Source organism: Streptomyces triticirhizae (assembly GCF_003696235.1).
GTDB classification, from domain to species: domain Bacteria; phylum Actinomycetota; class Actinomycetes; order Streptomycetales; family Streptomycetaceae; genus Streptomyces; species Streptomyces triticirhizae.
Genome location: NZ_RFFJ01000169.1, coordinates 1 through 13610 on the forward strand (window position 1 = coordinate 1; position 13610 = coordinate 13610).

The 13610-nt window shown below is 75.1% G+C and carries 10 protein-coding genes and 1 pseudogene; 4 read left to right on the top strand and 7 right to left on the bottom strand.

Features of this window, described 5'->3' with window-relative positions:
• The 7 genes from EBN88_RS23280 to EBN88_RS23310 form a co-directional block, all read right to left on the bottom strand.
• Positions 1-321, bottom strand: a 321-nt coding sequence (locus EBN88_RS23280) for a zinc-ribbon domain-containing protein (RefSeq protein WP_147472815.1), incomplete at its 3' end; no start/stop codon positions are given.
• A gap of 2 nt (positions 322-323) precedes the next feature.
• Positions 324-2861 carry a serine/threonine-protein kinase gene (locus EBN88_RS23285; protein WP_122399032.1) on the bottom strand — a complete coding sequence of 846 codons (2538 nt, stop codon included), beginning with the start codon at positions 2859-2861 and terminating at the stop codon, positions 324-326.
• A complete protein-coding gene (locus EBN88_RS23290) occupies positions 2858-4201 on the bottom strand; it encodes a hypothetical protein (RefSeq protein WP_122399033.1) in 1344 nt (447 codons plus the stop codon). Before EBN88_RS23290 ends, EBN88_RS23285 begins: the two co-directional genes overlap by 4 nt.
• Before the next feature lie 339 nt (positions 4202-4540).
• Positions 4541-5608 carry a glutamate ABC transporter substrate-binding protein gene (locus EBN88_RS23295; RefSeq protein ID WP_122399034.1) on the bottom strand — a complete coding sequence of 356 codons (1068 nt, stop codon included), beginning with the start codon at positions 5606-5608 and terminating at the stop codon, positions 4541-4543.
• 158 nt (positions 5609-5766) lie between these two features.
• Positions 5767-7188: a hypothetical protein gene (locus EBN88_RS23300; protein ID WP_122399035.1), complete on the bottom strand. Its 1422-nt coding sequence runs from the start codon at positions 7186-7188 to the stop codon at positions 5767-5769.
• Between the two features lie 279 nt (positions 7189-7467).
• Positions 7468-8094 carry a GNAT family N-acetyltransferase gene (locus EBN88_RS23305; RefSeq protein ID WP_122399039.1) on the bottom strand — a complete coding sequence of 209 codons (627 nt, stop codon included), beginning with the start codon at positions 8092-8094 and terminating at the stop codon, positions 7468-7470.
• A 184-nt stretch (positions 8095-8278) separates the two neighbouring features.
• Positions 8279-9187 carry a mechanosensitive ion channel family protein gene (locus EBN88_RS23310; protein ID WP_407703453.1) on the bottom strand — a complete coding sequence of 303 codons (909 nt, stop codon included), beginning with the start codon at positions 9185-9187 and terminating at the stop codon, positions 8279-8281.
• Between the two features lie 214 nt (positions 9188-9401).
• Here EBN88_RS23310 and EBN88_RS23315 point away from each other — a divergent pair.
• The 4 genes and pseudogenes from EBN88_RS23315 to EBN88_RS23330 all read left to right on the top strand — a co-directional run.
• Positions 9402-9926, top strand: a pseudogene (locus EBN88_RS23315) (HNH endonuclease); the annotation flags it as partial.
• A 624-nt stretch (positions 9927-10550) separates the two neighbouring features.
• Complete coding sequence (locus EBN88_RS31285; RefSeq protein ID WP_193317775.1) at positions 10551-10715, top strand: hypothetical protein; 165 nt, start codon at positions 10551-10553, stop codon at positions 10713-10715.
• Positions 10715-12820, top strand: coding sequence for a 4-alpha-glucanotransferase (malQ, locus tag EBN88_RS23325; protein WP_122399038.1), 2106 nt, complete (start codon positions 10715-10717; stop codon positions 12818-12820). Before EBN88_RS31285 ends, malQ begins: the two co-directional genes overlap by 1 nt.
• Before the next feature lie 45 nt (positions 12821-12865).
• Positions 12866-13075 (top strand): hypothetical protein, encoded by a 210-nt coding sequence (locus tag EBN88_RS23330; protein WP_122399040.1) that lies wholly within the window; start codon positions 12866-12868, stop codon positions 13073-13075.
• Positions 13076-13610: the final 535 nt, after the last annotated feature.

Genomic DNA, 13610 nt, shown 5'->3' on the forward strand with positions numbered 1-13610 from the left:
GGGGGCCGGTGGTGGCGGGGGCGCCGCTGCCGCCGCCGGGCCCGGGTGGGCCGGTGCCGGAGCCGCCGCCGGTCCCGCCGGTGGCGGCTGCCGCTCCGCGCGGTCCGGGTGCGGCGGCGACTGGAGCGGAGGGGGCAGATGGAAGTCGTGCTCCGTCGGGGTGTAGCCCGGGGGGCGCTCCTGGGTGCCGTTCGGGGACGGGGCGCCGGGGGAGCGGGCGGCGGTGCGTAGGTCGGTGCCGCAGACCCCGCAGAAGCGGTCGTCTTCCTCCAGCGGCTCACCGCAGCCGGGGCAGGCGGAGAGTTGGTCGAGCTGCGGCATCGTCACACCCATGTCCTGGGGCGGAGGCGGTTGGCCGCCTCCACCAGTTCTGTCCGTTCACTACTGGTCGGTGCCAGTCTGGCCAGTCTCCGATAGGAGCGGTCGAGTCCCTGTCTGACACCCGTCTCGTCGAGCGGGGTGTCCAGCAGTCGGAGCTGTGGACGCGCCCGTCCGGGCTGGTCGGCGTCCCCGGACAGCAGCCAGTCCAGGGCGCGTCCCAGCACTTCACAGGACAGTTGTTCACTCAACGATGGTTCCAGTCCGGCGGCACGCAAAAGCGCGACCTGGTGGCCGGCGGCCAGCAGGTCGGGCAGCGTGTCCTCGCCGAGCGCGCCGGGGCGGAGCCTGGCGCGGACGGCGGCCACCCGGGCGGCGGTGTGGTGCGCCGAGGTCTCCGGGACGGACTCCAGGGCGGCGACGGCCCCGGCCCGGTCGCCGGCGGCCAGCCGCACCCTGGCCAGACCGAAGGCCGCGCTCACATGGCTGGGGTCACAGGCCCAGACCAGCGCGTAGTAGTCGGCCGCGTTGTCGAGCTGGCCCAGCCACTCGGCGCAGACGGCCAGCGCCAGCTTCGGGGCGATCTCCCCGGGGAAGGCGTCATAGACCGCGTCGAAGGCGCCGGCCGCCGTCGCCAGATCGCCCTCCACCAGGGAGGCCAGCCCCTGGTGCCAGACGATCCGCCAGTCGCCGGCGTGCCGCTGGCGCAGCTCGGCGAGCACGGCGCGGGCCGCCACCCACGAGGCGGGGTCGGCCAGTTCGAGGTGGGCGCGCACCTCGCGGAGGCGGCGCTCCACCGAGTCGGTCGACGCCTGGCGCAGCGCGACGAGCTGCTCGGCCGGGGCGCTGGCCATCAGGCCGGCGAGGAAGCCGGCGTTGGGGTCGTCGGGGTCGACCAGGGGCAGCGGGAGCGCCAGGGCGATGTCCCTGAGGTTGGGCGGCACCACCGCCGGTGCCGGCGGGCCAGCCGGCCGGGAGGCGGTGGCGGGCGGCCCAGCGGGGTGGGCCTCGGCGGCGCGCTTCCGGCCGCGGCGCCGGCCGCCGGGCCTGGCGCCCAGCCGGGAGACGCCGTCCCTGGGCGCCGGCAGCGGCTCGGTGTCCACCACCCGGGCCTCGGGGGCGAAGAGCTGGGAGACGGCCGGCTGGGGTCGGCCGCTGCGTTCGGCGACGATCTCCCGCAGCACGCCGGTGAGTTGCTCGGCCATCTCCTCGGCGGAGGCGAAGCGCGCCTCGGGGTCGGGATCGGTAGCGCGCACCAGGAAACGGTAGAACGACTCGTGCCGTTGGAACACCTCGATGTGCTCGGGGTCGGGCAGGCTGTCGGCGTAGACGGAGGTGTAGCCCTGGAAGTCGAAGGTCAACACGGCCAGGGTGCGGGCGACGGTGTAGAGGTCGGAGGCCACCGAGGCGCCGCGTTCGGCCAGTTCGGGCGCCTGGTAGCCGACGGTGCTGTAGACGGGGGAGTCCACGTCGCCCATCCTGCGGACGGCCCCGAGGTCGATGAGCTTGAGCTGGTCGTCCTGCTGGATCGCGTTGTCGACCTTGAAGTCGCAGTACAGCAGGTTCCTGCCGTGGAGATAGCCGAGCGCCTCCAGGGCGTCGATGCCGTAGGCGCAGGCGTGTTCGACGGGCAGCGGGTCGCGGCGGTCCTCGGGGGTGCGGCGGGCGTTGGCGATCTGCTTGAGCGACTGACCGCCCACGTACTCCATGACGATGTAGCCGTCCAGGCTCCCGGTGCGCGGGTCCAGGTGCTCCACGAAGTTGTAGATCCGGACGATGCTGGAGTGCTCGATCTCGGCCAGGAAGCGGCGCTCGGAGATCGCGGCGGCCATCGCGTCCTCGTCGCCGGTGTCCAGGAGGCCCTTGAGCACCACCCAGCGGTCGGAGACGGCGGTGTCCACGGCGAGATAGATCCAGCCCAGGCCACCGTGCGCGATGCAGCCGGTGATCCGGTACTGGTCCTTGACCAGGTCGCCCGGGCGCAGCTTGGGCACGAACGAGTACGGGTGCCCGCACTTGGTGCAGTAGCCCTCGGTGCGGCCCGGCCGGCCCTGGCGGGAGCGGCCCACCCGGGCGCCGCACTCGTTGTTCCCGCAGAACCGTTTACGCTCCGGCACCTCCGGGTTCTTCAGGACGGCCTTGCGGGGGTCGGGGCGCGGCACCCTCGGCATGGCGACCAGCCCAGCGCCCAGCCGGGAACGGGCGGGCGCGGCGGCCCGCTTGCCACGCACCGTGATCAACGGCCCGGTGGGCGGCCCCGTCTCGCCCAGCGCGAGCCGCCCCGAGACCGAGCGCCGCGAGGCGCGGGACCGCGAGGACCGGCCGGAGCCCGAGCCGGACGAGCCCTCGCTGTCCGGCCCTTCGCCCAGGCGCGGCGAGGTGGGCCGCGTCCTCGTGTCGCCGATGATCCCTTCGGCCGACACCACGGGCGCCAACCCGCAGGCGTCGCAGTACAGTTGGCCGCGCTCGGCGAGCCGGTAGCGCCCGTCGCAGCCGGGGCGTTGGCAGGGCCGGCCGGTCTCCTCGTGCGCCGTCGGGCTCATCGCTCCCCCCGCAGCCGTGCCGCGCGGCTCCCGGGTCGTTCCTCCGGCGCCAGGCCGCCCCCGGGTCGTTCCTCCGGCGCGACGCGGCCGCCCGGCCCCTCATCCGGCGACGCCAACAGTTCGGCGGCCGCCTCCTGGTAGCGCAGCACCGCCGTCTCCGCCGCCCGGAGGTCGCAGGGCGCCGTCCACAGCAGCCGGCGCGCCGCGTCGTACCGCTCCGCCAGCAGCGGCTCGTCGGCTCGGTCGGCCCGGGCGAGCCGCGCCCGCCAGGCGTCCAGCCGCCCCCGCAGCTCGGCACGCACCGCCAGCGGCGCGGTCACGGCGGACAGCGAGTCCCGCGCCCGCCGCAACTCCTCCTCCGCGCGCTGCTCCAGCGACTCCAACAGCGGCGACAGCCGGTGCCACTGGGAGCGCCTGCGGTAGTCGGCGGCGGTGATCAGCTGTTCGTGGAGCGCGTGCGCCGGGCCGTTGACCGCCGGCACCTCGGAGGCGGCGATCTTCGCCAGCACCTCGCCCCGCGCGGTGCGCGCCTCCGCCAGCGTGCGATCGGCCCTCGACAGCACGTCGCGCAGCCGGATCAGCCGCTCCTCGGCGTCCTTGCGGACCCCGATCACCGCGTCCACCTCCCGCCTGATGTCGTCCAGCGCGCGGGCCGCGCGGTCGTAGCGGCTGGTGTCGGGCCGCCCGCCACCGGGCGCGCTGCTGCCGCCGGCCGGCGTCCAGAACGCCAGCGGGTCGGCGATCACCTCGACCCGCAGTTGGGTCAACTCCTCGGTGATCTCGGCCAGTTCGTCGCCGGCGGGATGCGCGCCCGGGCGGACGCCGACCGAGTGCGCCAGCTCCCGCAGCCGGTTCAGCTCGGTGGCCAGCAGGTCTATCCGGGCCGGCAGCGCCGACCAGACCACGTCGGCGGCGACCAGCAGGTCCAGCACCTCCGCGTAGCCCGCGTTCATCCGCCCGATCAACTCCGGCCAGCCCAGGTGCTCCACGCCGCCCTCGCCGTCCGGCACCGCGAGATGGGCCCCGTCCAGCACCATGCTCAGCTGGAGCAGCTCCTCGCGGTGCGGCTCCCGGCGGCGGGCCCGCAACTCCCTGGCCGTCTCCAGCGCCTCGCTGAGCAGGTCGAACCGGCTCCACAGCCGCGCCAACACCCGCTCCGCCCGCGCCCAGCGCTCCCGGGTGCGGCCCCTGAGGTCCGCGCCCTCCAGCAGTCGGCGACCGGCGTGGTCCTGGAGTGCCAGCAGCGAGGTCTCGATCGCCTCGTGCTCGGCCGCGAAGCGCGCCAGCGAGCGGTCCACCTCCTCGCGGCTCAGCACTGTCCCGCCGGAATCCGGGGCCATCGCTCTCCCCTCAGTCTTTCCCGCCGGCTTTCGGTGTGTCGGCTGTGGTCAGTTGTACTCGGACAGGTCACGGTCGGGGGCCGCACGCGGCCCCGGGTCGCGGTCGTGACGGCCCGCGTCCGGCGCGGCCGTCGGTCGGATGATGGATCGATCCCTTCCCCGGTTGACCCCTCGGGTATCTCTGTCGCGTCACGTCGATCTCGGTCGGTGTCGATCTCGGATCTCGGTCGGTGTCGGTGTCGGTGGCGGCCTCGGTCGCGGTGCCGGCCGGTGGCCTCGGTCGCGGTGAACGGTCGTGGTCTCGGTCGCGGTGTGGGTGTCGGTGTCAGTCGCGGCGGATCAGTCGCGGTAGAGGGGCTCGGGCGGGTCGTTGGCCGTGTCCGGAAGATAGCCGGAGAGCCACTCCTCGAACGACCGGTGCCAGGGGCTGTCGGGCCCGTCGCCCCGGTAGTCGTCCAGCACCGCGTTCACCCAACGCACCAGGTCGTCCTTGCCGAGCGCCATCGCCACCCCGTAGGACTCGGACGTCAGCTGCGGCCCGACCAGCCGCATCGACGGGTCCTGCCCCATGTGGCCGGCGGCCAGCGCGCTGTCCGTCATCAGGGCCTCGGCCAGGCCGAGTTGGATCAGCACCAGGCAGTCCAGGTGGTTCGGCCGCTCCAACAGGACGGCGCCGTGGCTCTCCCGCTCCAGCCACCGGCTGGCCGTCGAACCGCTGGCGCTGCACACCCGCTGCCCCGCCATGGACTCGTCGAAGTCGGTGATCGTCGAGTCCCGTGGCACCAACAGCTGTTGCCCGGTCTCGAAGTAGGAGGTGGAGAACGCGACCTCGTCGAGGCGCTCGCAGGTGATCGACATGCTGCGCACCACCATGTCCACCGTCCCGTCCTCCAGCGCCTCCTCCCGCTGGTCGGTGGGGATGGCGCGGAAGACGATGTCGGGGTCGGGGCCGAGCAGGTCCTCCGCGATGGCGCGGGCGAGGTCGATGTCGAAGCCGACGATGTCGCCCGACTCCGGGAGCCGGTAGCCCCAGCGGTAGCTGTTCTGGTCGATGCCGACGATCAGGGAGCCCCGCTCCCTGATCGCGTCGACCGCGGGGCCGCCCTCCCGCGAGGGCGTGAGGCTCTCGGCCGGGTCGAACCCCTCGCCGTCGCCGCCGTTCTCGCCGTCCTCGACGCCACAGCGCTCCCGGACCCGCGTCGGGGTCTCCTCGTCCAGGCTGGCCCGGGTCGCCTCGGTGGTCCCGGTGCCGGGCGTCGGCTCCCTCGGCGTTCCCGGACCGGCCGTCAACGTGCCCACCACCATCGACCCGGCCAGCGCGAGCCCGGCGCCGCCCAGCAGCAACGCCCGCCAGTGCGGGGCCAGTCCGCGCTCGCCGCCGGGAGCGCGCCGCCTCGTTCCTCTCATGGCCCCACCCTCCGTCCGTCCACGGATTCCCCGCCGGAAGCGCGCGGTCCCGCCGCCGCGAGGGCCGCGCGCGCCCCACGCGATCCCGGCGCGCGCCGCGCACGCCCCGCCTGTTGAGACGCGGTTCGCACCCCCCGCGTTCATTCGCGCCCCCGCGTTCATCGGTACTCCGCCAGCCGCAGGCCCACGCCCCGCACCGTGCCGGCGGCGGCCAGCAGGGCCAGGCCGACGGCGGCGGGGGGCAGCCCGCCGAGCCAGTTGAGCCCGCTCTGCGCCGCGTTCAGAAACCGCTCCTGCTGAACGGCGACCGCGGCCGACAGCTCGCTGTTCACCCGATCGAAGGACTCGCCGGTCGAGCCCTCGCCCCCTATCACGCGGGTTATGGCGTCGTCGTAGTCGCCCGCCAACTCCGACTCGCGGGCCTCGTCGTGCCGCTCGCGCCACTCGTTGGCCGCCCGGATCGCCTCCCCCACCGGCTCCCGGCCCGCCTCCCCGGTGAGGGCGTAGGCCCGGGGCAGCAGCCCCTCCGCCAGGCGGTCGGGGTCGGCCAACAGCCGGTCCATGGACGTCAGGTAGTCGTCCTCGAAGGTGCTGTCGCCGCCGCGCGAGACCAGGGTCAGGTTCTCCGCGCCGCGCGCCAACAGCGCCTCCGTCCAGGCGTCGTTGAGCGTGGTGAGCGCCCGCCCCGCCCCCGCGTCGGCCTCGTTGAGCGAGGACCTGGCCATCGCCTGCGCCCCGACCAGCCACAGCAGCAGCACGGCGGCGGCCGTGGTCGCGGCCACCAGGCCCCGGTTGAGCACCCGGTTGGTGCGCAGATAGTGGCGGCGCTGCGCCCAGCCCAGCGCGAGCAGGCTCGCCACGCCGAGCCCCGTCGAGAGCCAGGGCCAGGAGCGGGCGTCGGCCAGGTCGGCGCGGTAGCGTGCGGTCTCCAGCCGGTGCAGGTCGGAGGCGGAGGTCAGCAACGTGCCCTGCATCCGCTCGTCCGCGTACCGCAGATAGGCGCTGCCGAGCGGCAACCCCTGCCGGTCGTTGGCCCGCGCGGTCTCCACCAGCCCGGTGTAGCGCGGCAGTTCGGCGTTGAGCCGGGCGATCAGGGCCGCCGACTGCGGTGAGCCTCGGCCGCGTTCGGCCGCCGAGACCAGCAGCTCGGAGGCGAGGCTGATGTTCCTGATGTAGCGGTTGCGCACCTCGCTCGGCTCGTCGGCGCCGGCCAGGAAGCCGCTGGCCGCCGTGGTGTTGGCGTCGGCGAGGGAACGGTAGATGCTGGCGGCGTCCCGGCTCAGCGGCTGGCTGCTCTCCCGCGCGGTCCGCGCGGACTCGGCGCGCTCCGCCAGCTGACCGAACGTCACCGCGCCGAACAGCAGCAGCAGGCCCGTCAACACCGCGCCGATCAGCCGCAGTTGACCCGGCTCGGTGCGCAGCGCGGCCCGCAGCCGGCCCGCGTTCTCCCGCAGCGCGCCGCGTCGCCGGGGGAGCCCGGGGGGTGCGGCCCGAAGCGCGGGGGACCCGGCCGCGCCCTCGGCGCGCGGTGCCGGGAGGACCGGCGGGCTCGCGGGCGGGGCGGTGGGCGGCTGAGTCACGTGGTGGGCCCTCCCCCTCGCGATGTCGGCATGGGCCACGGCCGTCAGTATGCCGCTCCGGCCGGGGCGCCACACCGCACTTGCCCGGATCTTGTCGGTTTCGCGATCTTCTTTTGCGCGTTCACTCCCGATGTGTCACGGATCGGTCGGAGGCGGATCGGCCGGAGGCGGAACGGTCGGAGGCGGAACGGTCGGAGGCCGGAACGGCGCGGGCGCCGGGGGAACGCGTGGGCGGCGGCACGGCCCCGGCGGCCGGGACGGACCCGCCGGGCCTCGGGCTCAGAGCCTCATGCCGAGGTAGTCCACGTCCTTCTTCCCCGCCGGGCGCGGCAGTTCGGTGAAGCCGATCCGGTCGTAGAAGGCCCGCGCGTTGGTGTTGGCCGGGTTCATGCTCAGATGCAGCGCCGGCACCCCGCGCTCCCGCAGCGCGTCGACGAACGTCGTCATCAACCGCCGCCCGAGCCCCTGGCGTTGCCCCTCGGGCAGCAGGTCGATGTGCAGATGCGCCGGGTACTCGGCGGCTATCTCGGGCACCAGCATCTCCTCGGCGTGGTGCAGCAGATACCGCAGCCCGTCGTCCCGCCCCGTCACCGGCGGCGTGGGCGCCGGGAAGCGGTCGGCGACGGTGGGCAGCCACCGTGCGCGGAAGTCCGCGTAGAAGCGGGTGCTGTCGGCGGTGCCGAGGATGTAGCCAATGGCGCGTTCGCCGTTGTCCGCCACGAAGACCAGCTCGGGCTCCAACTCGGCGTAGGGCGTGGCGAAGATCGCCGGAAAGATCTCCGGCTCGGCGTAGAGACCGGTGGCGTCCTCGCCGGCGTGCGCGGTCCTGACGCAGATGTCGGCCAGGTCGTCGCGGTCGGAGGGCCGGTAGCCGCGGATGGTGATGGCGGGTTTCGCGCTGGTCATGGCCGCCATTCTGCGCCACCGCGGATCACGGCGGGAGGGGCGTTCGGAACCGGAACGCGGCGGGCCCGGAACGCGGCGGGGCCGGATCGCGCCGGAACCGGAACGCGGCGGGGCCGGATCGCGCCGGAACCGGAACGCGTCAGGGCCGGATCGCGCCGGAACCGGAACGCGTCGGGCCCGGCGCTCAGTCGGTGGACTTGACCAGCGAGACCGCCGGCGGGTCCACCTGGGTGATGCCGGCCGTGTCCAGGGCCCGCTTGATGCGCCAGCGCAACTCCCGTTCCACCGGCGGCGCCTGGGTCGGCGGGGTCCGCACCGTGACCTTCAGCACCATCGAGTCCAGGGCCACCGACTCCAGGCCCAACACCTCGACCGGCTCCCACAGCAGCTCGTCCCAGGGCGGCACGGCCGACATCTCCTCGCCGGCCGTCGCGATCAGCTTGCGGACCTGGGTGACGTCGCTGTCCGGCGCGACCGCCACCTCGACGGCCGCCACCGCCCAGCCCTGGCTGAGGTTGCCCACGCGCTTGATCTCCCCGTTGCGCACATACCAGATGGCGCCGTTCTCGCCGCGCAGCGTGGTCACCCGCAGGCCGATCTCCAGCACGGTGCCGGTCACCTCGCCGGCGTCGATGGTGTCGCCGACCCCGTACTGGTCCTCCAGCAGCATGAACATGCCGCTGAGCACGTCCGTCACGAGGTTGCGCGCGCCGAAGCCGATGGCCACGCCGATGATCCCGGCGCTGGCGACCAGCGGGCCGAGCTGGATGCCCAGTTGCGACAGGACCATCAGCCCGGCCGTGCCGAGGATCAGCACCGAGGCGGCGCTGCGCAGCACCGAGCCGATGGCCTCGGAACGCTGCCGCCGCCGCTCGGCGTTGACCAGCCGGCCACCGCGCGCCATCCGGCGCCTGCCGTCCTTCTCGTCCTCGCGGTTGAGGCGCGCTATCAGCCGGGTCAGCGCCCGGCGCACCACCAGCCGCACGACGAAGGCGATGACCGTGATCAGCAGGATGCGCAGCCCACCGGCCAGCCACGTCTCCCAGTTGTCCATGTCGTCGCCTCCGTCACGTCCCAGCCCCGCGCAGGCCAACGGTAATCGGCCGTCCGACCCGCCCCGGGACCCCGAAGCCCCGGTGAACGGCGGGTAGCAGGGGAAACTCGGGGGTAGCGGCGGGGCGGGTGTGGCGGATGACACTTGGGGCACATTCCCGGATCGTGGTGGCGCCGGTGGCCCCACCCGGGACACACTGAGGGAGATCGTCCCGGCGCGAGCCACGCGCCGCCGACGGAAACGGAGGGCGTTCGTGCCACACGTCTTGGTCCTCAACGCTTCGTACGAGCCACTGGGCGTCGTGCCGGTCCGGCGCGCGCTGATCCTGCTGTTGAACGACAAGGCCGTTAGTCTGGAGACCTCCGGCCCCCTGGTGCGCAGCGCCAGCCGCGCCATCCCGGCCCCCAGCGTGGTCCGGCTGAAACGCTTCGTTCGCGTGCCCTACCGCACCGCCGTGCCGCTGACCCGACGCGCGCTCTTCGCCCGGGACGGCGGCCGTTGTGCTTACTGCGGCGGTGTCGCCACCAGCGTCGACCATGTGATCCCGCGCAGCCGGGGCGGCCAGCACGCCTGGGACAACGTCGTCGCGGCCTGTCGCAGTTGCAACCACATCAAGGCCGACCGGCAGGTGGCCGAGCTGGGCTGGCGGCTGCGGCACACGCCGGGTCCGCCGTCCGGGCTGGCCTGGCGGATCATCGGCACCGGCCACCGCGACCCACAGTGGCTCCCCTATCTGCGGCCCTACGGGGCCGACGACGCGCTCGCCCGCATAGAGGCGCGCCCGACCCGCACCGGAAAGCCGACCAAGCCGACCAAGTCGACCAAGCAGGGCAAGCCGGGCAAGCAGGCGAAGCCGGCCAGGCAGGGGAACCCGGCCAGGTCCGGCCGGCAGGGCGCGGCCGCCCAGGACGCCTTCTCCCAGGGGGCGGTCTCCCCGGTCTCCCCGGGCGCTGGCGCCGAGCGGGTGCAGGTGCCGGCGGAGTCGGCGGAACCCGTCTGAGACGGTCCGGGTGGGCCGGGCCGTCGCCCCGCGTGTTCCGCCTGGTCGGGCCACCCGATCGGGTGGCCGGCCACGACCTCGGCGACGGGCTCGACCGCCGGCCCGGCGACCCGCGCGCCGCCCCTTTCCCGGCCGCGAAAACCGACGTTCCCGCTCGCCGGCGCCACAAGATTTTCGGCCACCGGCGCGTGAGCTGCGCCGCTTTCCCGTCGCGACCACGGATGCGATGGCGTTCACTGGGTAGAGCAGTACCCAGGACCGTCGCCCTGAGTGAACTTCCGAGTGAACCGCGGAGCGGCATCCGTCAGTCGTCCTCAGTGAACGGAGTACCCCGTGGCCGTCGCCACCCGGACCCACTGCGAAAGCAAAAGCAAACGTCTCAACAGCCTGGCGCCCCCGCCCATGATCGGGGTGCCGGCCCAGGCGGCGGCCCGTGAGCTGCCGCTCACCAGCGAGCCCTCGCCCGGCGACCTCGCCCCCCTGACCTCCGAGCAGCCGCTCGCCGCCGAGCCGCCCCTGGTCGCCGAGCCCAGCGGCCGCGGTGGCGCGGAGGCCATCGGCGTCTGATGGACGCCCTGGCGCGGCTGGCCGCGACCCACGGCGTCGCCACCTCCTACGCCCCCGCACCGGGGGAGTCGGTCGAGGTGCCCAGGGAGACCGTCCTGGCCGTGCTGCGCGCGCTCGGCGTGGACGCCGAAGGACCCGACGCGATCCGCGCGGCCCTGGCCAGGGGCGCCGCAGACGCCGGGCGGCTGCTGCCGCCCACCCTGGTCGGCAGCCCCTCGCGCCCCCTCGCCCCGCCCGCCGTGCCCACCGGAACCGAGCTGCACCTCCTGACGGAGAACGGCGAACGCGGCCCGCTGGCCGCCACCCCGCCCCCCGTCGGCCGGCACACCCTGCACGCCAGCGCGCCCGACGGGCGCACCGCGACCGCCACCGTTCTCGTGCCCCCCGACAGCGCGCCCGTCGCACGCCGGCGCGAGGTCGGGCTGATGGTCCAGCTCTACTCGCTGCTCTCCCAGCGCTCCTGGGGCATGGGTGACCTGGGGGACCTCGCCGACCTGGCGAGCTGGGCCGGCTCCGCCGGCGGCCTCGGCTTCCTCCAGCTCAACCCGCTGCACGCGGCCGTGCCGCCAGCCGAGGGCGAGGCCGTCGACCCCTCTCCCTACCGCCCGGCCACCCGGCGCTTCGCCGATCCGGTGCATCTGCGGATCGAGGCCGTTCCCGAGTTCGGCTATCTCGACCCGGGGGCGCGCGAACGGATCGAGCCCCTGCTGGCGCGCGCCGCCGCGCTCCGGCGCGCGGTGCTGGACGAGCGTCTCCCGATCGACCGGGACGCCGTCTGGGCCGTCAAGCGCGCCGCCCTGGAGATCCTGCGCGAGGTGCCGCTGAGCCCCGGCCGCGCGGCGGCGTTTCATCGCTTTGTCGACTCCTGCGGCCGTTCCCTCACCGACCACGCCACCTGGTGCGCCCTCGCCGAGCGCCACGGCCCCGACTGGCACCGCTGGCCGCCCGGGCTGCGCCGGCCCGACAGCCCCGAGACCGAGGCGGCCCGCGTTGAGCACGCCGCCCTGGTCGACTTCCACCGCTGGCTGGCCTGGCTCACCGACACCCAGCTGGCCGGGGCCCAACGCGCCGCCACCGACGCCGGGATGGGCATCGGCCTGCTGCACGACCTCGCCGTCGGCGTCCACCCGGACGGCTCGGACGCCTGGGCCGGCCAGGACGTGCTGGCCGGCGGGATGTCGGTCGGCGCGCCGCCGGACGCGTTCAACGAGCGCGGCCAGGACTGGGGCCTGCCGCCCTGGCGCCCCGACGCGCTGGCCGAGACCGGCTACGCGCCCTACCTGGAGCTGGCCGGCGCGCTCGCCCGGCACGCGGGCGGGCTGCGGGTCGACCATGTGATGGGCCAGTTCCGGCTCTGGTGGATTCCCGAGGGCGCCGAGCCGCGCGACGGGACCTATGTCAGCTATGACGCCGACGCCATGCTGGCGGTGCTCTCGCTGGCCGCGCACCGGGCCGGGGCCGTGCTGGTCGGCGAGGACCTGGGAACGGTCGAACCCGGGGTCCGCGAACGGCTGGCCGAGCGCGGAGTGGCCGGCACCTCGGTGCTCTGGTTCGAGCGGCACTGGGACCGCGAGGGGCACCCGCCGCTGGACCCGGCCGAGTGGCGCACGAACTGCCTGGCCACCGTCACCACCCACGACCTCCCGGCCACCGCCGCCCGCTGGGACGGCTCCGACGTCCGGCTGCGCGAACGCCTCGGCCTGCTCGCCGACCCGGCGGGCGCCGCCGCCGAGTCCGAGGCCGAGCTGGCCGACTGGCTGGAAACCTTCGAACGGATGGGCCTGTTGGGGCCCGCCGGGGGGCCCGTCGGCGAGTCCGCCGGGGATTCCGTCGCGGGCTCCGACGCGGGCTCCGACGAGGAGGAGGAACGGATCGCCGCCGCCTACCGGTTCCTGGCGCTGACCCCGGCCCGGCTGGTCGGCGTGTGGCTGCCCGACGCGGTGGGGGACCGGCGGCCGCAGAACGTGCCCGGCACCTGGCGGGAGTACCCCAACTGGCGCCTGCCGGTGGCCGACGCCACCGGCCGCCCGGTGACCCTGGAGGAGCTGACCGCCTCCGGGCGGCTGGCCCGCCTGCTGGCCGCCGCCCGCGACCGGGCCCCCTGAGCCGTGCCCGGCGAGGGCGTTGGTTACTGTAAGGGCGTGGTCAACATGAACAAGAAGCGCGCCGTCGCGGTCTCCGTCACCACGGTGCTGCTGACGCTGCTCTCCTCGCCGGCCGCTCACGCGCTGCGCCGGGACGACGGCGACGACCCGGGCACCGGCCTGAGCGTCGCCGAGACCCTCGGCCTGTTTGTCGCGGCTCCGCTGCTGCTGTTCGCCGCCATCGCGGCGGCGGTCATCCTGAGCGAACGCCGCTGACCCTCGCCCTCCCGGGGCGAGGGGCCCCCGGTGCGCGCTGCGCGCGGGCGCGCGGTGCGCCGGGGGCGGTCCGCCGTGGTCACGTGCTGTGCGCCGGCCCGTCGCGCACGGTGCTCCGGCCGGGCCGGGGTGGTTCTCCCGAGCGGCGACCGCCGCCCTCCATCGGGGCGCGGTGCCCCAACTGTCCCTCACCAGGCGGCACAACGCCCTGACCGGCTGCCGCTGATGCCCGGTGTGCCGCAGCCGCCGGCCGAGCCGGGTACGGCCCGGGCCGATGCCCGGGGAACTGCCGCTCCCCGCTGACCCGACCCTGCCGGGCCTGGGGCTGAGGACCGCCCTCCGCGCGGGTGACCCGCTCTCCGCGAGGTGCCGGCCGTCGCCGGGTACGGCCGGGGCCGCCGAACTGTCCGTCCCCGCCTGCCCGTTGCCCCGGCCCTGCCGGGCCCGGCGGCCGCAGGTCACCGCCCGCCGGAGGCAACCCGCCGCGCCGGCGCCGCAGGCGCCCCCGCTCCGGCGGCGGGGCCCGACGGGCCCC